Source organism: Clostridium thermobutyricum DSM 4928 (assembly GCF_002050515.1).
Taxonomy (GTDB): domain Bacteria; phylum Bacillota; class Clostridia; order Clostridiales; family Clostridiaceae; genus Clostridium; species Clostridium thermobutyricum.
Genome location: NZ_LTAY01000020.1, coordinates 54,537 through 76,560 on the forward strand (window position 1 = coordinate 54,537; position 22,024 = coordinate 76,560).

Consider the following 22,024-nt stretch of genomic DNA (forward strand, 5'->3'; position numbering starts at 1 on the left):
GTTTATACTTTGCCCCTAAAATATTTAAATAAAGATTTATAATAAAATTGAAATATAAATAGGAGGTTTTTTTATGGCAAAAATAAAAGGTTTTAAAGGAATAAGACCGGTTATAGAATTAGCATCAAAAATTGCGGCACTTCCTTATGATGTAATGGATAGTGATGAAGCAAGAGAAAGAGTTTTAGGAAATAAATACTCATTTTTACATGTTGATAAAGCTGAAATAGACTTAGATAAAGATATTGATATACATGATAAAAGAGTTTATGAAAAAGCTAGAGATAATCTTAAAGAGATGATTGATAAAAAATATTTTATACAAGATAAATCAGATTGTCTTTATATATATAGACAAATTATGGATGGAAGAGCTCAAACTGGATTAGTATTTTGTGCGTCAATAGATGATTATCTAAATAATGTTATAAAGAAACATGAGTTTACAAGAGAAGAAAAAGAACAAGACAGAATAAATCATGTAGATTATTGTAATGCCAATACAGGACCTATTTTTTTAACTTATAGAGAAGATGAGATAATATCAGCTGTTATAAATGCGTGGAGTAATAGAGAAGCTGAATATGATTTTTATGCAGATGATGGAATAAGGCATATAGTATGGGTAATAGATAATCCAATAATAGTTAGAGAAATAGTTGAATTATTTAAAAGTGTAAAATACATGTATATAGCTGATGGACACCATAGGACAGCTTCAGCTGCAAAAGTTGGGTTAATGAGAAGAGAGGAAAATCCAAATTATACAGGAGAAGAAGAATTTAATTATTTCTTAGCTGTTGCCTTTCCAGATAAAGATTTAATGGTTATGGATTACAATAGAGTTGTTAAAGATTTAAATGGGTATTCTAAATATGAGTTTTTAGAAAAAGTTTCAGAAAAATTTAATATAGAAAAATGTAAAAATAATGATGGATTTAAGCCAACAGAAAAACACACTTTTGGAATGTGTATAAAAGGAGAATGGTATAAAATTTCAGCTAAAGAAGGAAGCTTTAATGAAAATGATCCAATTGAAAGATTAGATGTTTCAATACTTCAAGAAAATATTTTAACACCTATATTAGGTATAGAAGATGTTAGAAAATCAGAAAGAATAGATTTTATAGGTGGTATAAGAGGGATAAAAGAAATAAATAAAAGAATAGATAAAGATATGCAAGTAGGTTTTTCAATGTATCCAACAGAGATAAGTGATATAATGGCGGTTGCAGATATGGGAAAAGTTATGCCACCAAAATCAACTTGGTTTGAACCAAAGCTTAGAAGTGGGTTATTTATACATCATTTATAAATTTCACTTAAATTTAACAGTAATTCATTTGATATGGTAAATTTGATTTAAAAATCTATAGAATTCCAATAAAAATATGAAGAAAAAGTTTTAAATTAATAAAAGTGACATTAATTGTAACAAAAAGTAGTGTTATAATTTATATTATAAATAAAAACAGAGTGGATAAGGATAACAAGTGATGAAAGTTGTAGATTTAAAAAATATAAAATTTAATGAATGTAAAACATATGAAAAATCAGCTAAAATGCAATATAGCTTACAACAAAAAGAAGTAACACCTATTGATAAGGTGAAAATGAAAAAAATAACTTATAGACAAAAGCAAAGAATTGCTCCAGTAAAGCATAAAACAATAAGCAGTAAACTTAGTTATAAGAAGAGAAATGGAGATGCTTATACAGTAGGAGAAATAATATTAATAGTTCTTATTGTATTATTAGTAATCGGAATAATAATAGCTGGAGCAACAATATTTCTTAACTATAGTTTAAGATAATGATTTATTTTTAAGAACATCTAAGGATGTTCTTTTTTTATAATCTAATATTTTATATATTATAAATAATTTACAAAAGAAATGTACAAAAAATATTCTAAATATACAATGACTTAAATTTATAAATGATATAATTTAGATAATATTTGATAGGGAGATGAGTAATTTGGAATCGATTCAAAATTTTTATGAGAATAAAATAACTAGAGAAGCTATACATCATATACCAAAAAGTAATTATTCATATGGATATGACAAAGATACTCTTCATTTAAGAATAAAAACTAAAAAAGGTGAAATAAAAAAAGCAGAATTAAGAATTGGAGATCCATATGATTGGGATCAAGGTGGATGTGATGGTGGAAATATGAATAGTACAGGAGGATCATGGACAGGTGGAAATACTTATCCTATGAGAAAAGAAGTTGAAACTGAATATTTTGATCATTGGATAGCAGAATTTAAACCACCAAAAAAGAGAGCGAGATATGCATTTATATTACAAGGAAAAAATGAAAAAATATTATATACAGAAAAAAGAATTCATCAATTAGGAACAAAAGATGATATGAGAATATTATCTAGAATAAATGATTTTTATTGCTTTCCATATTTAAATAATATAGATGTACCTAAAGCACCAAAATGGGCTAAAGATACTATTTGGTATCAAATATTTCCAGACAGATTTAATAATGGTGATTCATCTATAAATCCTAAGAATGTTATGCCTTGGGGGACTGAACCAACAGAACATAATTTTATGGGTGGAGATTTAAGAGGAATAATAAATAAATTAGATTATTTTTTAGAACTTGGAATTAATGGATTATATTTTTGTCCAATTTTTAAAGCAACACAAAATCATAGATATGACACTATTGATTATATGGAGATAGATCCAGCACTAGGAACTAAAGAAGATTTTAAAGAATTAATAGAAAAGGCACATAAAAAAGGAATTAAAATAATGTTAGATGCAGTGTTTAATCATATGGGCTATTTTTCATATCAATGGCAAGATGTAATATTAAATGGAGAAAAATCAAAATATAAAGATTGGTTTCATATAAATAAATTTCCTGTAGTAGATAAACCTTTTGAAGAATTAGATGGCAGAAATTTAAATTACGAAACTTTTGGAAGAACACCTTTAATGCCAAAATTAAATACAGAAAACAAAGAAGTAGTAGAGTATTTATTAAATGTAGCAGAATATTGGAGCAAAGAAATGAAGATAGATGCATGGAGGCTTGATGTTTGTAATGAAGTTGACCATGTATTTTGGAGAAAATTTAGAGAAAGAGTTTTATTAGCTAATCCTGAAACTTATATATTAGGAGAAGTATGGCATGATGGATTGCCATGGTTAATGGGAGATCAATTTGATGCAGTAATGAATTATCCTCTTGGAGATGCTATAAAAGATTACTTTGTAACAAATTATATGGATGCAGAAAAATTTAAATATATGATTAATCAAATATCAGTTAATTATCCAATGCAAGTAGTCGAATCAACTTTTAATTTATTAGATAGTCATGACACTCCAAGAATTTTAACTGTTGCAAATGGAAATAAAGATAAAGTGAAATTAGCATTCTTATTTATGTTTACTCAAGTTGGAGCACCTTGTATATATTATGGAACTGAAGTAGGGATGGAAGGAAACCAAGGAATGGGGCAAGAATTTCATAGAAGATGTATGATATGGGATGAAAGTAAGCAAGATAAAGAAATGTTTAAATTCATACAAAGATTAATTAATATAAAAAAAGAATACAAACAATTTTCTTCAGTTAATATTGATTGGATACAAGCTAAAAAAGATAGTGATATTTTGATTTATAAAAAAGAAAATATAACTATAATAATAAATAATTCAAATAAAAAAGTTGAAGTTAAATTACCTGAATATCTAAAAAACTCTAGAGGAAAAGATTTATTTAAACTAGAAAATATAGATTTTATAGAGAACTTAAATTTAAATGCTTATGATTTTAAGGTAATATTAAGTTAATAAAATATTGATAATTATCATAAAAGTAACACTGAAATTTATGATAATTATCTTTTTTATAGAAAGATAATTAAATTTTTAACAATGTGTAAATGTTTTCCTTTTAGGTGGTATATTCACAAAAATAGAGTTAAAATAGAGATATAGAAAATCGAAAAATTTTTACGCATGAGAGAATTAGAGTTGCGTATTTTCTAATGAAAATAGAAAATACGTGACTCTTTTTCGTTAGATTCAAGTATTGGAGGTAAGTTGTATGGAGTACTTAAATTCTTATAATGAAAAACTAATAACAGTAGAAGAGGCTATTAATTTAGTAAAATCAAATGATGAAATAGTATGTTCACTTGGTCCTTGTGAGCCACAAAAATTTTTAAATAGCCTATATAAGATTAAAAACAGGGTAGAAAATGTTAATATTATAACAATGTTGAGTTTGAATAAATATGAATATAATACTAATGAAGAAATGAGAGGACATTTTTTTAATGAATCATTATTTATGGGAGGTCCTGCAAGACAATCACAAGAAGTTGAGCTTTGTTCATATATTCCAACTCATTTAAGATATTCAGCCACTAGAAGACTTAAATATAGAAAACCAAATATTTTTGTTGGAGCAGTTTCACCAATGGACAAACATGGATTTTTTTCATTGTCATTATCTTTAGTTTATGAAAGAGAAAATATAGAAAATGCAGATATAGTAATACTAGAAGTAAATAAAAATTTACCTAGAGTACATGGAGATACTCAAATTCATATAAGTGAAGTTGATTACTTGATAGAAAGTGATTACAAAATACCAGAATTACCAATTAAGAAGCCTTGTGAAAAAGAACATATAATAGGAAAATATATTGCTGATTTAGTAGAAGATGGTTCAACTATTCAATTGGGAATTGGGGGAATACCTAATGCTGTAGCAGAAGCACTAAAAACAAAGAAAAACTTAGGTGTTCATACAGAAATGATTACTGAGGGAATAGTAGATTTATTTAATTCAGGTGCAATAACAAATAGTGAAAAGACTATTCATAAAAATAAAATAGTAGGAACATTTGCATTAGGAAGTAAAAAATTATATGACTTTTTAGATGATAATCCTTGTGTAGAGTTAAAAAGATGTTCTTATGTAAATGATCCATATATAATATCACAAAATAAAAAAATGGTTTCTATAAATACTGCATTGGCAGTTGATTTAACAGGACAATGTTCTTCTGAAAGTTTTGGACTTACTCAATATAGTGGAACAGGTGGACAAAGTGATACAGGAATAGGAGCTTTTATGTCAGAAGATGGAAAATCAATAATAGCACTGAAATCTACAGTGAAAAATGACACAATTTCAACTATATGTCTAGAACATAAGCCAGGATCAGCTATATCTTTTTCTAGAAATGATGTAGATTATGTTGTAACTGAATATGGAATTGCTAATTTAACAGGAAAAAGTATAAGAGATAGAGCTGAAAGTTTAATAAAAATAGCACATCCTAAATTTAGAGATGAGCTTAGAAAAAGTGCAATAGAAAATAAATTAATATAAAAATAAGAGGTGGTAAAAATGGATAAAGAGATGGAAAGGCAAATGCTTAAAATGAGCAAACAATTAAAAAATATACAAGCATTAATAGAAAGTACCCATCATTCTGATGAAACAGCAAGTTATATTGGAGAATATTATATTGATAATGTAATACAAACTGCAAGTGAAATAATGGGAGATTAATCTAATAACAGAAATATCTAAATATTTTAGATAATTATTTAAGAATAAATGTTAAAATGAAAATAGCATAATATTAAAAATGAATTTTAATAAAAGGAGTGTATTTATACACTCCTTTTAACTGTGTAAAAATAATAAAATATTTATGGTATAATTATATAAAATTTCAAGAAAGAGGAATAATGTAATGAGTAGTAAAATTTTTATTATAGAAGATGACGAAAAAATAAGAAATGAATTAACTTCTTTTTTAAAGAAATATAATTACAATGTAAGTTTTTCTATAGATTTTGAAAACATAATTGAAGAAATATTTAAAGAGAATCCAGACATTGTTTTATTAGATATAAACTTACCATATTATGATGGTTACTACATTTGTAGAGAAATAAGAAGAAAAAGTAATATTCCTATCATAATAGTAACAAGTAGAAATAGTGAATTAGATGAGCTTATGAGCATGAATTTAGGTGCAGATGATTTTGTTACTAAGCCATACAATACTCAAATACTTTTAGCAAGAATAGAATCTGTACTTAGAAGAACTTATTCAAATATTATAAAAAGTGAATTAAGCTGTAGAGATTTAAAATATAGTATGGAAAAAAGCACGGCGTACTATAATTCAAATAGTGTAGAGTTAACTAAAAATGAAAATAGAATTTTAAATGAGCTTATTAAAAACAAAGGAAATATAGTATCAAGAGACAATATAATAAAAGCTTTATGGCAAACTAATGAGTTTGTTGATGAAAACACTTTAACTGTTAATGTAAATAGACTTAGAAAAAAACTTGAAAGCATAGGAGCTAGTGATTATTTAAAAACTAAGAGAGGACAAGGCTATGTATTAGCTTAACTTATTATGGATTTAAAAATTTTTATAAAAGAAAGAATATTTTTTATATTAATAAATATTGTAACCTTAGCATTTTCAGTGTCATTACTTAGGTTATTAAATGTTCAGTGGTTTCCTATAATATTTTTAACAGTTATAAATTTTATTGGAATGCTATCATTTCATATTTATGATTATATAAGAAAGAAAAAATACTATGATGAAATGACTATAAATTTGGAAGCTTTAGATAAAAAACATCTTATAAGTGATGTAGTTGAAGAAGGAAAATTTCTTGAAAGTAGTTTAGTTTATAACATAATTTCAGAATGTAATAAATCTTTTAATGATGAAATATCAAAATATAAAAGAAATAATAGTGAATATAAAGATTATATTGAGATTTGGGTTCACGAGATTAAAACTCCTATTTCAAGTTGTAGACTTATAATTGAAAATAATGAAAGTGAAATTACTAAAAGTATAAAAGAAGAAATTGATAAAATTGAAAATTACATTGAGCAATCTCTTTTTTATGCAAGAAGTAGTACTTTAGAAAAAGATTATATTATAAAGAAATTAAACTTATATGAAATTGTAGGATCAGTAATAAATAAAAATGCCGATTTTCTTATAAAAAATAAAGTCAAAATAAATATTGATAATTTAAATAAAGAAGTTTATTCAGATAGTATGTGGCTAAAATTTATTTTAGGTCAGATAATTTCTAATTCAATAAAGTATATGAATAAGAAAAATAGTGAATTAAAATTTTATTGTAATGAGAACAAAGAAGGAATAATTCTTAGTGTTGAGGATAATGGAATAGGCATAAGTGATAAAGATATAGATAAAGTATTTTTAAAAGGGTTTACTGGTGAAAATGGACGTAAATTTACGAAATCTACTGGAATGGGGCTATATATTTGCAAAAAGTTATGTGAAAAACTTAATTTAGGAATCAGTATAGAATCTGTAGAAGATAAATTTACAAGAGTATCATTAATTTTTCCAATAAATAAAATAATGAATTTTAGTTAATGTGACAAACTTGTTATATTACTGTTATATAGTTCTATGGCTCTAAAAAGCTTTATTTTATAAAATTTAATCATAGAAAATAAAAAGGAGATTATTTTATGAGTAAAGAAGTTTTATCAGTAGAAAATATAGAAAAATATTATGGTAAAAGAGGATGTTTAACAAAAGCCATAGATAATATAAGTTTTAAAGTTAATGAAGGGGAATTTGTAGGAATAATGGGGGCTTCAGGAAGTGGTAAAACAACCCTTTTAAATTGTATTTCTACTATTGATAGAGTAACTAGTGGACAAATATATTTAGATGGAATAAATATTTTAAATAATAATTCTAAAAAGTTATCAAAATTAAGAAGAGAAAAAATAGGATTTATATTTCAAGATTTTAATTTATTAGATACTCTAACTGTATATGAAAATATAGCTTTAGCTTTAACAATACAAAAGGTAAATTCTAATGAAATACACAAGAGAGTTTTAGAGGTAGCAGAAGCTTTAAATATAAAATCTGAGTTAGATAAATATCCTTATAATATATCTGGTGGACAAAAGCAAAGAGTAGCTTCAGCTAGAGCAATAATAACAAATCCATCAATAGTTTTGGCAGATGAACCTACAGGTGCTTTAGATTCAAAATCCGCAAAACAGCTTTTAGAAAGTTTAGAAAATCTAAATAAAAAATTAAATACTACTATAATGATGGTTACTCATGATGCCTTTACAGCTAGTTATGCAAATAGAATTTTATTTATTAAAGATGGGAAGATTTTTAATGAGCTTATTAAAGGTAAGGATTCAAGAAAAGAATTCTTCAATAGAATAATTGAAGTAATAACTCTTCTTGGAGGTGACACAAATAATGTACTTTAAATTAGCAAAACAAAATGTAAAAAAAAGCTTTAAAAGTTACATTATATATTTCTTTACATTAGTGTTTGGAGTTGCAATATTTTATATATTTAACTCAATTTCATCTCAAAGTATAATGATGAATTTAAGTGAAGAGAAAAAAGTAGTTTTTGATATGGTTAACACTGTTATGGGGTATATATCTATCTTTATAGCTTTTATTTTAGGTTTTTTAATTGTATATTCAAATAATTATCTTATAAAGAGAAGAAAAAAAGAATTTGGTGTTTATTTAACTTTAGGAATGGAAAAAGGGACATTATCTAAAATTATATTCATAGAAACAATTTTAATTGGATTAATTTCTCTTATTATAGGTCTAGTACTGGGAGTGGTGTTATCACAAGGACTATCAATATTTACAGCTTATATGTTTAAAGTTGATTTAACAAAATTTTGTTTTATATTTTCAGAATCAGCCTTTAAAAAGACAATATTATGTTTTATAGCAATTTATATAATAGTTTTAATATTTAATTCTATTAAGATAAATAAGATAAAGATAATAGATTTACTTAAAGGTGCAAGAAAAAATGAAACTCAAACAGTAAAGAAAGTATGGGTATCAGTTATATTATTTATTTTAAGTGTTGTTATGATAGGCTCAGCTTATTATATGGTAATAAAAATGGGAATTTCAGAATTAGAAATTAAAACTCTTGGAATATCAGTATTACTTGGTTCAGTAGGAACAGTTTTATTTTTCTATTCATTAACAGGTTTTGTTTTAGAAGTGGTAAAAAGAAGAAAGAGTATATATTTAAAAGATTTAAATATGTTCGTCCTTAGACAAATAAGTAGCAAAATAAATACAACGTTTATATCAATATCGGTTATATGTTTAATGCTTTTTATAGCAATATGTACACTTTCAACTGGGCTTGGAGTAAATATAGCTATGAATTCAAATTTAAAGGATTTAACACGCTTTGATGCAACTATTTGGAATAATGATGGAAAGAGTATACAAAGTATATTAAATTATAATAAAGCTTTTATTTCTGATTATGTTGAAAGTGAATTACCAGTAACACTTTATGATAGTGGAGTTAGATATGGAGATTTTCTTTCAAAAAAAGCAATGGAAAACCAAAATGCATATTATCCAATAGCTACAAATCAAAAGATTGTTGTAATGAATTTAAGTGAATATAATGCTATATTAAAAAATCTAGGTGAAAAGGAAATTTCATTAGGTAAAAATGAATATACAGCAATAGGCGATATAGATTCATTAAGTAAATGGGCAAATGAAAGTCTTAAAAGTGGAAAAGAAATAAAAATAAATAATGAAACATTAAAGCCAGCAAATATGAAGTTTAAAGAAATAGATATATATGACTTTTTAATGAAAAACAATCTTTTAACTTTTATTGTGAATGATCCAGTATTAAATGGATTAAAACCAGTTAATACTAAGGTTAATATAAACTTAAAGAAAGGTGTTAATATAGACAAACTTAAAGAGTTTAAAATAAATCAAAAAGGATTTTATATGATAACTAAAAGAGAAGTATACGCTAATTCAGAAGGTATAGGATTAACTTATGCGTATTTAGGAATCTATATAGGATTAATATTTATTATGGCTTCAGCTATAGTATTATCAATACAACAATTAACTGATTCTATAGATAATAAAGAAAGATATAAAGTTTTAAAAGAAATTGGTGTAGATGAAAAGATGATAAATAAATCATTATTTAAACAAATAGGAATTTATTTTTTATTACCAATATCATTAGCTATAATACATTCTATTGTGGGAATAAAAGTAGCATCAAAAGTAGTTTCTATGTTTGGTGATATTAATATAGTGAAAAATATAATTATAGCGATGATAGTAATCATAGTTATTTACGGGGGATATTTTGTAATAACGTATTTAACAGCAAAAAGAAATATAATAGATTAAAATATAAATAGAAAACACTTATGATAAAGCATAGGTGTTTTTTTATTTATCTGTATTTTATGTCATATTTTTTATCTTTCATGTAAATAGTATTGAAAAATCTTTTCTGAAAATTATACTAAAATCATAAATTAGAGGGAGTTGAGAAATATGCTAAGTATTGCATTTATGTTTAATGTAGTCATATGTTTTTTTATAACAATAGGATATTTAGTTTTTGCTAAGAAAAAAGGTAATAGCTTAAGACCATTTTTTATAGGAGTATTGACTTTTTTAATATCTCAAATATTTTTAAGAATGCCTATTATTCAAGCTGTATTTGAGAATAGTCAAATACCATTAAATTTTCCACTATTATATTCAATAATACTTTGTTTTTCAGCAGGAATTTTTGAAGAGATAGGAAGAAGGATATCCTTTGTGAGTTTATTAAAAGATAAAAGAACATGGGTTGATGGAATAACTTTTGGAATAGGACATGCATCTTTAGAGGCAATATTGTTTGTGGGATTAAATTCGTTAGTAATTTCAATTGCACTTTTAAGTCCTGATATTGGTGAAAGTTTAGGAGTTACTAGAGAAATGATATCAATAATAAAAGTATCAAATAATTCATTTGAAGTATTGTTAAGTGGACTTGAAAGAATTTTTGCAGGAGGACTTCATATAGCTTTAAGCTTATTTATACTTTATGGGGTAAATAAATCTTTAAAATATATATTGCCATTAGCAATATTAATACATGGATTATCAAATTTAGGTGCTATATTATGTATGCCAAATATATTAATGGCAGAAGGTTTTCTTTTAGTAGTATTTATATTATCAATTATATTTATAATTAAATCTAAAAAATTATTTGCTATAAATAAGGATGTAAATGAGAAAGTTTTAATTTAGATAATATATTTTTTTATTTATTGTGGACAAGATGGGATTATTATTTGTTTTATAGTTTTTTTATTTAATTATAATTATATAAATATGAAAAAGCACTAGATAAATCTAGTGCTTTTCTATATTAAGCTATTTTTTCTATCATAGCTTTTAATATTGTAGTTGAATTTTTAACTCCAATTGGAATGAATTTTTCATAATCCATGTGAGCACCATTGTTTGCATTATCAGAAATTGATCTAATTATTACAAATGGAATTGAGTTTAAATAACAAACATGTGCTATACTAGCTCCTTCCATTTCACATGCAGCAGCACCAAATTCACTTTCAAGCCATTTAATTTTATCAACACTTGCTATGAATTGATCTCCTGAAACTATTCTTCCTGAGAATGTGTTAATTTCTTTTATTTCATCACATGCAAGTTTAGCTAATCTAACTAATTCCTTATCACATGTGAAATCAAATGTATCAAGTCTTGGAACTTGCCCATGTGCATCTCCAAAAACTGTAGTATCCATGTCATGTTGTACTAGATTTTCAGCTACTACTACATCACCAGGATATATGTCTTTTCCTATTCCACCAGCTACTCCAACATTTATAACACTGTTAACTTTATATTCTGAAATAAGTATTTGAGTACATACAGCTGCATTAACTTTTCCTATTCCTGATACAACAGCAACAACATCTTTTCCCCACACTTTACCTTTGTGGAATGTCATGTTAGCTTTATGTGTTTTTTCTTCAATTTCCATGTCATTTAAAAGAAGTTCAAGCTCTTCGCTCATTGCGCTAATTATTCCTATAACCATAAAAAGTACCTCCAAGTTTAAATATAAGCTTTTAAGCCTTAAATAATATTATAAAATTAATAATAGATTAAGTAAACATATATAAAGTTAATTAAATAAAAAACAAATTAAATTTCTTGTATATGGTTAAAATATAAAATAAAATAAAGGTAAAATATTTTTACACATAAAGGAGAAAAAGAAATGGCACAACATGCATTATCAAGAACAGAATTACTTGTAGGTCAAGAAGGTTTAGATAAATTAAAAAAAGCTAAAGTTGTAGTATTTGGAGTTGGAGGAGTAGGAAGTTTTACAGTTGAAGCTCTTACTAGAGCTGGTGTTGGAAATTTAATTTTAGTAGATGATGACACAGTTTGTTTAACTAATTTAAATAGACAAATTCATGCTACATATAACACAATAAGCAAAGTAAAAGTTGATGTTATGAAAGAAAGAATACTTAGTATAAATCATAAATGTAATGTACAAACTTTCCAAAGTTTTGTTACTCCAGAAAATGTAGCAGAATTTATACCAGAAGATGTTGATTATGTTGTAGATGCGATAGATACTGTTTCAGCTAAAATTGCACTTGCAAAATATTGTTATGAAAATGATATAAAAATAATAGCTTCTATGGGAACAGGAAATAAATTTGATCCAACTCAATTTAAAGTAGCAGATATATTCCAAACAAAAGTATGTCCATTAGCAAAAGTAATGAGATATGAGCTAAAAAGAAGAGGAGTTAAAAAATTAAAAGTTGTTTATTCAGAAGAACTTCCAACTAAACCAAGAACAGAAGATGTTGTAACATGCAAAACAGGTTGTGTGTGTACAGGTGGAACAAAAAAATGTGCTGAAAAAAGACAAATTCCGGGAAGTATTTCATTTGTTCCTCCAGTAGCAGGAATGATAATTGGTGGAGAAGTTATAAAAGGAATTTTAGGAATAGAAAAATAATTGTGGATAACTTTTACTTGTCCACACAGAATAAATTCAATAAATTTACCAATAGTGATTAATATTAACAAGAAAATATTAAATTCTACAAAATATATATACAATATATAGTGTGATCACTTAAAGTTATTAACAACATGTTGATAAAATTGTGCATAACTTTATCAAGATAATTAATATTTAATGATTAGATATGAAAATATATATTGATAAATATTGATAAAAAAAGACAAGGCTGATTCAAAATTTCTTTTGAGTCAGCCTTAAATTTATCACTGTAAAGTCTTGTAATAACTTTACCATAATATATAATAGTCTTATAAGAAAATTAGCTTAGGAGATAGGATTATGTCATTGAAAAATAATGTAAATATATCCTTAAGTGGTGGGAGTAAAACTGAATATATTATAAGGGATAAAAATAATATAAGCATAGGAAGATTCGAAATTACAGATATGAATCATGAAAACCAAAAATGTGATGTTAAGCTTAAATTTTATAGAGAAGATGACTATAATTTATTAAGAGAAACTTTAGAGCTAATATTAAGTGCCACTTTTAAGGATAAAAAAGTTTATAAAGTAAATATAATAATTAATGAGGGGATTAAATTATCTCCGTTTTTAGACATTGGATTTATTTTGGAAGGAATAATTTCAGATAACGCAATTTTGAATGGAACTAGGAGAAGCGATTTAATGTTTGGAATAAATAGAGAAGATTTCAGGTATAAAAATTGCGAACCTATAATAAAATTGCAAGGAGAAAATATATACTTAAGAAATTTAACTCCAAACGATTCAGAAGAAATTTTAAATTATTATAATAAGAACAAGAAACATTTAGAAAAATTTGAGCCTTCTAGAGATAAAGATTTCTATACTTTAGAAACACAACAAAGTTTATTAAATGAAAGTTATAAGCAATTTTTAAATGGTACATCATATGAGTTAGGAATAATCAAAGAGGATAGAATAATTGGAAAAATAAGATTATCTAATATAGTATATGGTGTGTTTAAAAGTGGAATTTTAGGATATTCTATTGATGAAGATTTTCAAGGTAAAGGCTATATGAAAGAAGCTGTTAATTTAATTGTTGAATATGCTTTTAATGATTTGGATCTACATAGAATAGAAGCTTCAGTTTTAGTTAGAAATGAAAGATCTAAAAATGTTTTATTAGGTTGTGGTTTTGAAGAATTAGGAATAAATAAAAGATATTTATTCATAAATGGAATTTGGGAAGATCATATAACATTTTATAAAGTCAAATAATCTATGGTAGGTGGTGAAAAAATGAAAATATCTCTTAAAAATGATATGGTATTAGTAAAAGTATTTAACAATAATATAATATTAGTTAAATCTAGTGGAAGAGAAAAAATATTATTTGAAAAAGGGATAGGATTTGGAAAAAAATTTGGAGCCGTTATAAAAAAGGGGACAGAAGTTGAGAAAATATTCATAATTGAAAATGAACAGAATATACAAAATTTCAATAAAGTAATAGAAAGAACTGATGAAAAGCTTTTAGGTTTATTTGAAGAAATAATTTATGATATATCAGAGGAGATAAATGAGGAATTAAGTGAGAATATTCATATAGGGTTAGTTGATCATTTAGCATTTGCTATAAAAAGATTAGAAAGTAAAGAAGAAATACAAAATCCATTTTTAATTGAGATAGAAACACTATATCCATTAGATTTTTATTTAGCTGAGAAAGCATCTAGAAGAATAGAAAAAGAAATTGGAGTAAATGTCCCAGATGGTGAAATTGGATTTATTGCTCTTCATATACATTCAGCTAGAAATAATGGCAAGCTATCTAATACAGTTAAATATAGTTATTTAGGAAATATTATAATAAAATATGTTGAAGATGAGTTAAATATACAAGTAAAGAGAAGATCTTTAGATTATGCAAGATTTTTAACTCATATGAGATTTGCTATAGAAAGAATAATAACTAAAAATCCGATTGAAAATGATTTAAGAGGAATTATAAAATCAAAATACAAAAAATCATATAAAATTTCAGAAGAAATTGGTAAAATACTATCAAAAGAATTAAACACTGAAGTTAGTGAAGATGAAATAGCATATATAGCAATGCATATAGAAAGATTTAAAGTATCATTTGATAAATAGATACTAAAAGGTAAAGAATTAAAAATAAATTCTTTACCTTTTTTAGTAGAAACATAGATAAATAAATTTTTTTATTAATATAGATTAAAGGAATAAAATTTATAGAATAATATTTAAATATGAGAAATAGTTTTAAGCTATTTAGAAATTATATATAAGATTTGTTTATAAATTTTTTGAAAAAAATAAAAAAAATTCAAAAAAATGGTTGCAAAAATTTTTTAATAATAATATAATGTAATAGAAGAAAATAATAATGAATTAATTAATGGCGTGTAACCGTTTCATAGGATAAATGGGCATTAGCTAGAAAGATCTAAAAGAAATATATCTTTTAGGCTCTTCTAGCTTTTTTTATTTTATAAATTAAAAAAGGTTAACATGCTAATAAAAAGGGGAAGAATTTATGAAAATTTTAAGTTCTTTACAGAAGCTAGGAAAAGCTTTAATGACTCCGGTTGCTTGTATGCCAGCAGCAGCGCTTTTATTGAGATTAGGAGCTCCAGATGTTCTAGATATAGTTTGGATGAATAAAGCAGGAGGAGCAATTATTGATAATTTGCCAATGATATTTGCAATAGGAATTGCAATAGGATTAGCTAAAGAAAATAATGGTGTTTCAGGTCTTGCAGCAGCAGTTGGCTATTTTACAATTAATAATGTTGCTATTTCTTTTAATGATAAAATAGACATGGGAGTTTTAGCTGGTATTATAGCGGGGATAGTAGCAGGATATCTCTATAATAAATTTAAAGATATTCAATTACCACAATTTCTCGGCTTCTTTGGAGGCAAACGTTTTGTACCAATAGTAACCTCTGTTACATGTATGATTCTTGGAGTTATTGCTGGTTTTATATGGCCAGAGATTCAAGATGGAATAAATGAATTTGGAAATCAAATGGTTGCATTAGGAGCTGTAGGAGCAGGAGTATTCGGTATTCTTAATAGATTACTTATACCATTTGGGTTACATCACGTGTTAAATACAATATTTTGGTTTGAATTTGGAACTTTTACAAATCCAGCTACTGGAGAATTGGTTAAAGGTGATATAGCAAGATTCTTTGCGGGAGATCCAACCGCTGGGACTTATATGACAGGATTCTATTTTATAATGATGTTTGCATTACCAGCAGCTTGTATAGCTATGATAGCTGCGGCTAAAAAGAGCAAGAGAAAAGCAGTTACAGGAATGCTTATAAGTATAGCATTTACAGCATTTTTAACTGGTATTACTGAACCAATTGAATTTACATTTATGTTCTTAGCACCAGTATTATATGGATTCCATGCCATAATGACAGGTATAGCTTTAGCAGTAGCCAATATATTAGATTTAGCAATGGGATTTGGATTCTCAGCAGGACTTATTGATTATTTATTAAGCTTTGGAATATCAAAAGGACCTATAACTATAGCTTTAGTAGGATTAATATTCGCAGCAATATATTTTGTAGTATTTTATTTTGTAATAAAGAAATTTAATTTACCAACACCAGGTAGAGAAAATGATGATGCATTAGAAGATGAAGGACAAGTTTCTTCTTTAAGTGCAAAAACAGATATTGATGATAAAGCTGAGAAAATTTTAGAAGCATTAGGAGGTCCCAAAAATATAGAATCTTTAGATGCTTGTATTACAAGAATAAGATTAACAGTAAATGATTCAACAATAATAGATGAAGAAGAACTTAAAAATATTGGAGCTAGTGGAGTTATGCGATTAGATAATAAAAATATTCAAGTTATAGTAGGAACACTAGCAGATCCAATAGTTTCAAGAATGAAAAAAATAATGAATTAATACTTTATAGTTTGAAAAAGGAAAAGATATTTAACATTTTAGTTCCCTTAAAAGTGCCAAACCCTGATAAAAAATATCTTTTCTGAATAGATTTATAGGAGTTATCAATAAGATAACTCCTATTTTTATTAAAAAATTTATTTAGAAATAAAATTAGAAATAGAATATTATAAAGTTTTTAGCATAAATAAAAGAGATATCAAATTTGATATCTCTTTTAATATATTAATTAAACTGTATATTCAATAATAGATGTTTGACCAGCAACAGCATCTCCATTAGCGATAGGAGTTAAGCTCTTAGTAGCATCAACATTTGTGATAAGAACAGGAGTAACTAGTGGGCATCCTTTGCTTTTTATAAGTTCTCTATCTATTTTTAAAATTGGAGTTCCAGCTTTTACAGTAGTTCCTTGTTCTATTAATTGTTCAAAACCTTCACCATTTAAAGCAACAGTTTCTAATCCAACATGAACTAGTAATTCAATTCCATTATTTAATGTCATAGCAAATGCATGTTTAGTTTTAAAAATTAAAGATACAGTACCATCAGCAGGGGCAACAATTGTATCTCCAGTTACATCTATTCCAATACCATCTCCAGCCATTTTTTGAGCAAATACAGGATCAGGTATTTCTGATATAGGCACTATTTTTCCAGTTGCAGGAGCAATTAGACTTAATTCGCTATCTTTTTTATTTTTTTTGAAAAATCCAAACATATTAAAATCCTCTCTTTTCATATCTATAATAATTATTTTTACTTAAGGCAAATTTATATAAAAAAAGACATAAGTCTTCTAAGAAAAGAACTTATGCCTGACTATTACTCAGTAACACGTTAATCTAATTATAAAATTAGATAGTTAAATTGTCAATAATAAAATGAACAAAGTTTTAATAAATGAGAAACTAATTATAAAATATTAAGTTCATTTAACCAACATAGGTTTATAATATAAAAAATAAAGGTTTTTAAAAATAAAAATTTGACAAAGTTCGACAAGGATATTAATATAATGTTACTAAAATTAAAATAATCGGCGTGTAACCAAAAATGGGCATTAGCTGAAAAGGATATACAAGAGGTATCTTTTTCAGCTTTTTTATTAGCTAAAATTTGGATGTGGCGATTAAATATATATTTTTGGAGGTAAATTTATGGCTAGGGGAAATAGCAAAGTTTTAGGTTCTTTACAAAAGCTAGGAAAAGCTTTAATGACTCCGGTTGCGTGTTTGCCAGCAGCAGCACTTTTATTAAGATTAGGAGCACCGGATATATTAAATATTCCTTGGATGAATATAGCTGGAAAAACTATATTTGATCACTTACCAATATTATTTGCAGTAGGAATAGCAATAGGATTGGCAAAAGAAAATAATGGAGTTTCTGGGCTAGCTGCAGTAGTAGGATATTTTGTACTTACTGATGTAGCAACTTCATTTAATAAAACAATAAATATGGGAGTTTTGGCTGGAATTATAGTAGGTATAATTGCTGGACTTTTATATAATAAGTTTAGAGATATACAATTACCACAATTTTTAGGTTTTTTTGGAGGGAAACGTTTTGTTCCAATAATAACATCTTTGATTTGCTTAATATTAGGATTAATAGCAGGGCAAGTTTGGCCAATAATTCAAAATGGAATTAATGGATTTGGAAATAGCTTAGCATCAGCAGGGGCTATTGGAGCATTTATATTTGGTGTATTAAATAGATTACTTATACCTTTTGGATTACATCATGTTTTAGATACAATATTTTGGTTTGAATTTGGTACATATACAAATCCAGTTACAGGAGTAATTTATCATGGAGATATAGCAAGATTTTATGCTGGAGATCCTACTGCTGGAGTTTATACTACTGGATTTTATCCAATAATGATGTTTGCATTACCAGCAGCATGCATAGCAATGATATTAGCTGCTAAAAAAGAAAAAAGAAAAGCAGTTACTGGGATGTTATTAGGTTTAGCATTAACATCATTTTTAACTGGAATAACAGAACCTATTGAATTTTCATTTATGTTTATAGCACCAGTATTATATGCATTCCATGCAATAATGACCGGGTTATCTTTAGCAATTACAAATTTATTAGGAATTAAAATGGGATTTGGGTTTTCAGCAGGTTTTTTAGATTATATATTAAGTTATGGAATATCAACAAAACCACTATTACTTTTACTAATAGGAGTAATATTTGCAGTAATATATTTCTTAGTTTTCTATTTTGTTATTATTAAATTTAATATTCAGACACCAGGAAGAGAAATAGATGGAGATATTTTAGAAGATGAAGGACAAATGAAAGAAAAAGTAAAAGTAACAAAAGCTTCATCTATAGAAGAAAAAGCAAAATCTGTACTTGAAGCTTTAGGTGGAAAAGAAAACATAGAAAATATAGATGCTTGTGTAACAAGAATAAGATTAGTAGCAGTAGATTCAAATAAATTAAATGAAGCAGAGTTAAAAAGATTAGGTGCAAGTGGAGTTATGAAATTAGATTCTAAAAATGTTCAAGTTATTTTTGGAACTTTAGCAGACCCACTAGTAACTCATATTAAAAAAATAATGTAAAAACAAAGAGAGCTTTTAGCTCTCTTTGTTTTTTAATGGATATAAAGGAAATTCTTCATTAACTATATTAATCAACTCATCTTTACTAATACCTCTAATAAAGCATTCTGCTCCAAGAGAATTTATAAATGACTTCAAAGATTCTTTAAATTCATTGTTAGATTTATTAAGATTTAAATTTACAAAGGCACCTTTACCTGGTTCTATTTTTATAAATCCATCTTTTTTTAATATAGAATAACTCTTATTTACTGTATGCATATTAACATCTAGATAAGAAGCTAAAACTCTAACAGAGGGAAGTGCTTCTCCTTCCTTTAAATCACCATCAGCTATCATATTTATAATTTGATTTTTAATTTGAATATAAATAGGTTCAAATTCATTTGGATTTAAGTTAAGCAGTTAATTTACTGTTATCAGAACAATAAAATTGTTTTGTAACAGTTTCACCTCCTTTTGAAATAATATATAATGATTTTAACATAAGTATATATTAAAAAAGCAAAAATGTAAATATATGGAAAATAAAAGGAGGATATACTTGAAAAATTTAAGCTTAGAAGATTTGAAAGAAAAAATATTATATATTGAAGATATAAATGAAGGACTTAAAAGTTTTAATAATGGAATATTGACTATAAAATCTGATGAAACTTCAATGGTAAACTTTAAAAATTTCTTATTAGAGTTAGATAATGAATTAATAGTAGATTATTATGGTAATAAAATAAATAATATAGCATTTGAAAGAATGATAAATGTTTTAGAAAATGAAGAAAAGATATATTTAAAAGAAATAAAAGAAAAATATTCAGAAGAATTATTTTTTTATAATATAGAAGAAAAATTTTTAGAGATAATATTAAAACTTTCATTAGAAGAAATTTTATTTAGTTCATTTTATATAAAAAATGAAGTTACTATATGGGGAAATTATAATAAAAAGTTTATATTATTTTTTAAAGATAAAAATAAAGAAAAAATATATAAAGATATTGCAGAAAAAAATAATCTTATATTAGAAGATATAAGATATATTTGATAAGAGAGGTAAGGGGATTGAAGCATATAAGTATATTTATGGCGTTTTTTGCAGGTGTAGTATCGTTTCTATCACCATGTGTTTTGCCATTAATACCAGCATATATTAATGTTTTAACTAAACAAGATAAAAGAAAAGATATAGTCTTAATAAGAAGTATTTTATTTGTATGTGGCTTTACATTTGTATTTATTATAATGGGAGCCTCAGCAACTGCTTTAGGAAAATTATTTCAAAATAATATTAATTTGTTTAGAATAATATCAGGGATAATTATAATTTTATTTGGAATATATACATTAGAGATAATAAAAGTTGGAAGCTTGTACAAAGAAAAAAGATTATTTAATAAATTAAATGATTTAGGTCCATTTATAATGGGAATTGCTTTTTCAGCAGGATGGACTCCGTGTGTTGGACCTATTCTAGGAAGTATAATAGTTTATACTTCAACAAATGCAAATTTAAATGGAATATTTATGTTAGGATTTTATTCATTAGGGCTAGGAGTTCCATTTATATTATGTGCATTATTAATAGATAAATTTATATTTGTTAGAAAATATATATACAAATACATGAGTCTTATAAAAAAAATAACAGGAATTTTAATGATAATAGTAGGTATACTTATGATTACTAATAAATTAGTAGTATTTATAGGAATACTTTCTTAGGGGGTAATAATGAAAAAAATAATAATAGGAATAATAGTGATATTTTTCATAATTGGAGGAGTTCAAATTTATAGAGAATCATTAAAGAAAAAAGCACAAGAAGACATAAATAATACAGAATATAGTAGCTCTATAAACAATGGAAATATAAACGAAGAAAATTGGGATGTTAAGCCAAAGGATCTTGAAGTTCAAAGTACAAATCCAATAGGAGAAACACCTGACTTTACTTTAGAAAATATTAAAGGAGAAAAAATATCCCTTTCACAATTTAAAGGAAAAGAAATATTCTTGAATTTTTGGGCGACATGGTGTCCTCCTTGTCAATTAGAAATGCCTGATATAGAAAAGTTATATCAAAAATATAAAAATGACAAGGACTTTGTTATACTTACAATAAATGTTGGAGAATCTAAAGAAAAAGTGATGAGTTATATTAAAGAACATAATTATAATTTTGAAGTGTTATTAGATACTAATTCAGATATTTCACTAAAATACAAAGCAAGATATTTACCAACTTCAGTTATTATAAATAAAGAAGGAAAAATAACAAATTACAGAAGTGGTGCGATGGATTTTTCACAAATGGAAGAGTTTAAAAAAGAATAGAATTTTAAAACCTCATGTAACTAAAACATGAGGTTTATTTTTATACCAAATATAATTTATTTTTAAAATAAGATTATGAGATAAAAAAATAATAAAGATATGAAAATTTATAAAATCAAATTTAAATTATAATTTTAGAACTTGATTTATATATATTTAGTTTAAATTGATATAAAAAATTTAATTAATATAAAAACTGTCCCTTATACAC

General features: G+C 25.4%; 21 protein-coding genes. 18 read left to right on the forward strand and 3 right to left on the reverse strand.

Features of this window, described 5'->3' with window-relative positions; translation table 11 throughout:
• Positions 1-73: 73 nt before the first annotated feature.
• The 10 genes from CLTHE_RS02230 (at position 74) to CLTHE_RS02270 (ending at position 11,171) form a co-directional block, all read left to right on the forward strand.
• Entirely contained in the window at positions 74-1,315 is a 1,242-nt protein-coding gene (locus CLTHE_RS02230; protein ID WP_080021798.1) for a DUF1015 domain-containing protein, read from the forward strand.
• Positions 1,316-1,496: 181 nt separating this feature from the next.
• Complete coding sequence (locus CLTHE_RS02235; protein WP_080021799.1) at positions 1,497-1,814, forward strand: hypothetical protein; 318 nt, start codon at positions 1,497-1,499, stop codon at positions 1,812-1,814.
• A 157-nt stretch (positions 1,815-1,971) separates the two neighbouring features.
• A complete protein-coding gene (locus CLTHE_RS02240) occupies positions 1,972-3,834 on the forward strand; it encodes a glycoside hydrolase family 13 protein (protein ID WP_080021800.1) in 1,863 nt (620 codons plus the stop codon).
• Between the two features lie 256 nt (positions 3,835-4,090).
• Positions 4,091-5,386, forward strand: a complete 1,296-nt coding sequence (locus CLTHE_RS02245; RefSeq protein ID WP_080021801.1) for an acetyl-CoA hydrolase/transferase family protein — start codon at positions 4,091-4,093, stop codon at positions 5,384-5,386.
• Between the two features lie 18 nt (positions 5,387-5,404).
• Positions 5,405-5,569 carry a hypothetical protein gene (locus tag CLTHE_RS16620; protein ID WP_158082644.1) on the forward strand — a complete coding sequence of 55 codons (165 nt, stop codon included), beginning with the start codon at positions 5,405-5,407 and terminating at the stop codon, positions 5,567-5,569.
• Positions 5,570-5,756: 187 nt separating this feature from the next.
• Positions 5,757-6,428, forward strand: coding sequence for a response regulator transcription factor (locus CLTHE_RS02250; RefSeq protein ID WP_080021802.1), 672 nt, complete (start codon positions 5,757-5,759; stop codon positions 6,426-6,428).
• 6 nt (positions 6,429-6,434) lie between these two features.
• Positions 6,435-7,448, forward strand: coding sequence for a sensor histidine kinase (locus CLTHE_RS02255; RefSeq protein WP_080021803.1), 1,014 nt, complete (start codon positions 6,435-6,437; stop codon positions 7,446-7,448).
• A gap of 98 nt (positions 7,449-7,546) precedes the next feature.
• Positions 7,547-8,317 (forward strand): ABC transporter ATP-binding protein, encoded by a 771-nt coding sequence (locus CLTHE_RS02260; protein WP_080021804.1) that lies wholly within the window; start codon positions 7,547-7,549, stop codon positions 8,315-8,317.
• The gene (locus CLTHE_RS02265) at positions 8,307-10,271 is read left to right on the forward strand and encodes an FtsX-like permease family protein (RefSeq protein WP_080021805.1); all 1,965 of its coding nucleotides are present in this window, start codon (positions 8,307-8,309) and stop codon (positions 10,269-10,271) included. The genes CLTHE_RS02260 and CLTHE_RS02265 overlap by 11 nt, the downstream gene beginning before the upstream one ends.
• A gap of 150 nt (positions 10,272-10,421) precedes the next feature.
• Positions 10,422-11,171 carry a YhfC family intramembrane metalloprotease gene (locus CLTHE_RS02270; RefSeq protein WP_080021806.1) on the forward strand — a complete coding sequence of 250 codons (750 nt, stop codon included), beginning with the start codon at positions 10,422-10,424 and terminating at the stop codon, positions 11,169-11,171.
• A 121-nt stretch (positions 11,172-11,292) separates the two neighbouring features.
• On the opposite strand, the gene CLTHE_RS02275 is transcribed toward CLTHE_RS02270, so the two are convergent.
• The gene (locus CLTHE_RS02275) at positions 11,293-11,988 is read right to left on the reverse strand and encodes a 5'-methylthioadenosine/adenosylhomocysteine nucleosidase (RefSeq protein ID WP_080021807.1); all 696 of its coding nucleotides are present in this window, start codon (positions 11,986-11,988) and stop codon (positions 11,293-11,295) included.
• Positions 11,989-12,171: 183 nt separating this feature from the next.
• Here CLTHE_RS02275 and CLTHE_RS02280 point away from each other — a divergent pair, with 183 nt between their 5' ends.
• The 4 genes from CLTHE_RS02280 (at position 12,172) to nagE (CLTHE_RS02295) (ending at position 16,894) form a co-directional block, all read left to right on the forward strand.
• Positions 12,172-12,933 carry a tRNA threonylcarbamoyladenosine dehydratase gene (locus CLTHE_RS02280; protein ID WP_002596590.1) on the forward strand — a complete coding sequence of 254 codons (762 nt, stop codon included), beginning with the start codon at positions 12,172-12,174 and terminating at the stop codon, positions 12,931-12,933.
• Positions 12,934-13,281: 348 nt separating this feature from the next.
• Complete coding sequence (locus tag CLTHE_RS02285; protein WP_080021808.1) at positions 13,282-14,211, forward strand: GNAT family N-acetyltransferase; 930 nt, start codon at positions 13,282-13,284, stop codon at positions 14,209-14,211.
• 21 nt (positions 14,212-14,232) lie between these two features.
• Positions 14,233-15,087 (forward strand): glucose PTS transporter transcription antiterminator GlcT, encoded by an 855-nt coding sequence (glcT, locus tag CLTHE_RS02290; RefSeq protein ID WP_080021809.1) that lies wholly within the window; start codon positions 14,233-14,235, stop codon positions 15,085-15,087.
• 406 nt (positions 15,088-15,493) lie between these two features.
• Complete coding sequence (gene nagE, locus CLTHE_RS02295) at positions 15,494-16,894, forward strand: N-acetylglucosamine-specific PTS transporter subunit IIBC (protein WP_080021810.1); 1,401 nt, start codon at positions 15,494-15,496, stop codon at positions 16,892-16,894.
• 229 nt (positions 16,895-17,123) lie between these two features.
• Here the strand turns inward: nagE (CLTHE_RS02295) and CLTHE_RS02300 are convergent, their stop codons facing one another.
• Positions 17,124-17,615, reverse strand: coding sequence for a PTS sugar transporter subunit IIA (locus CLTHE_RS02300; RefSeq protein WP_002596594.1), 492 nt, complete (start codon positions 17,613-17,615; stop codon positions 17,124-17,126).
• A 439-nt stretch (positions 17,616-18,054) separates the two neighbouring features.
• Here CLTHE_RS02300 and nagE (CLTHE_RS02305) point away from each other — a divergent pair, with 439 nt between their 5' ends.
• Positions 18,055-19,479 (forward strand): N-acetylglucosamine-specific PTS transporter subunit IIBC, encoded by a 1,425-nt coding sequence (gene nagE, locus CLTHE_RS02305; protein ID WP_080021811.1) that lies wholly within the window; start codon positions 18,055-18,057, stop codon positions 19,477-19,479.
• A 15-nt stretch (positions 19,480-19,494) separates the two neighbouring features.
• Here the strand turns inward: nagE (CLTHE_RS02305) and CLTHE_RS02310 are convergent, their stop codons facing one another.
• Complete coding sequence (locus tag CLTHE_RS02310) at positions 19,495-19,884, reverse strand: GntR family transcriptional regulator (RefSeq protein ID WP_278320279.1); 390 nt, start codon at positions 19,882-19,884, stop codon at positions 19,495-19,497.
• Positions 19,885-20,023: 139 nt separating this feature from the next.
• On the opposite strand from CLTHE_RS02310, the gene CLTHE_RS02315 reads away from it, so the two are divergent.
• Genes CLTHE_RS02315 through CLTHE_RS02325 form a run of 3 tightly spaced genes read left to right on the forward strand, consistent with a single transcriptional unit; the run spans position 20,024 to position 21,813 of the window.
• Positions 20,024-20,524, forward strand: coding sequence for a hypothetical protein (locus CLTHE_RS02315; protein WP_080021813.1), 501 nt, complete (start codon positions 20,024-20,026; stop codon positions 20,522-20,524).
• A gap of 17 nt (positions 20,525-20,541) precedes the next feature.
• The gene (locus CLTHE_RS02320) at positions 20,542-21,201 is read left to right on the forward strand and encodes a cytochrome c biogenesis CcdA family protein (protein ID WP_080021814.1); all 660 of its coding nucleotides are present in this window, start codon (positions 20,542-20,544) and stop codon (positions 21,199-21,201) included.
• Between the two features lie 9 nt (positions 21,202-21,210).
• A complete protein-coding gene (locus CLTHE_RS02325; protein WP_080021815.1) occupies positions 21,211-21,813 on the forward strand; it encodes a TlpA family protein disulfide reductase in 603 nt (200 codons plus the stop codon).
• Positions 21,814-22,024: the final 211 nt, after the last annotated feature.

Bases quoted from the DNA above. Each gene is read 5' to 3' on its own strand.
- CLTHE_RS02300 (WP_002596594.1), bottom strand. From the start codon at position 17,615: ATGTTTGGATTTTTCAAAAAAAATAAAAAAGATAGCGAATTAAGTCTA.
- glcT (WP_080021809.1), top strand. From the start codon at position 14,233: ATGAAAATATCTCTTAAAAATGATATGGTATTAGTAAAAGTATTTAAC.
- nagE (WP_080021810.1), top strand. From the start codon at position 15,494: ATGAAAATTTTAAGTTCTTTACAGAAGCTAGGAAAAGCTTTAATGACT.
- CLTHE_RS02230 (WP_080021798.1), top strand. From the start codon at position 74: ATGGCAAAAATAAAAGGTTTTAAAGGAATAAGACCGGTTATAGAATTA.
- CLTHE_RS02255 (WP_080021803.1), top strand. From the start codon at position 6,435: ATGGATTTAAAAATTTTTATAAAAGAAAGAATATTTTTTATATTAATA.
- CLTHE_RS02235 (WP_080021799.1), top strand. From the start codon at position 1,497: ATGAAAGTTGTAGATTTAAAAAATATAAAATTTAATGAATGTAAAACA.
- CLTHE_RS02265 (WP_080021805.1), top strand. From the start codon at position 8,307: ATGTACTTTAAATTAGCAAAACAAAATGTAAAAAAAAGCTTTAAAAGT.
- CLTHE_RS02260 (WP_080021804.1), top strand. From the start codon at position 7,547: ATGAGTAAAGAAGTTTTATCAGTAGAAAATATAGAAAAATATTATGGT.
- CLTHE_RS02240 (WP_080021800.1), top strand. From the start codon at position 1,972: ATGAGTAATTTGGAATCGATTCAAAATTTTTATGAGAATAAAATAACT.
- CLTHE_RS02270 (WP_080021806.1), top strand. From the start codon at position 10,422: ATGCTAAGTATTGCATTTATGTTTAATGTAGTCATATGTTTTTTTATA.
- CLTHE_RS02325 (WP_080021815.1), top strand. From the start codon at position 21,211: ATGAAAAAAATAATAATAGGAATAATAGTGATATTTTTCATAATTGGA.
- CLTHE_RS16620 (WP_158082644.1), top strand. From the start codon at position 5,405: ATGGATAAAGAGATGGAAAGGCAAATGCTTAAAATGAGCAAACAATTA.
- CLTHE_RS02245 (WP_080021801.1), top strand. From the start codon at position 4,091: ATGGAGTACTTAAATTCTTATAATGAAAAACTAATAACAGTAGAAGAG.
- nagE (WP_080021811.1), top strand. From the start codon at position 18,055: ATGGCTAGGGGAAATAGCAAAGTTTTAGGTTCTTTACAAAAGCTAGGA.
- CLTHE_RS02275 (WP_080021807.1), bottom strand. From the start codon at position 11,988: ATGGTTATAGGAATAATTAGCGCAATGAGCGAAGAGCTTGAACTTCTT.
- CLTHE_RS02285 (WP_080021808.1), top strand. From the start codon at position 13,282: ATGTCATTGAAAAATAATGTAAATATATCCTTAAGTGGTGGGAGTAAA.
- CLTHE_RS02280 (WP_002596590.1), top strand. From the start codon at position 12,172: ATGGCACAACATGCATTATCAAGAACAGAATTACTTGTAGGTCAAGAA.
- CLTHE_RS02250 (WP_080021802.1), top strand. From the start codon at position 5,757: ATGAGTAGTAAAATTTTTATTATAGAAGATGACGAAAAAATAAGAAAT.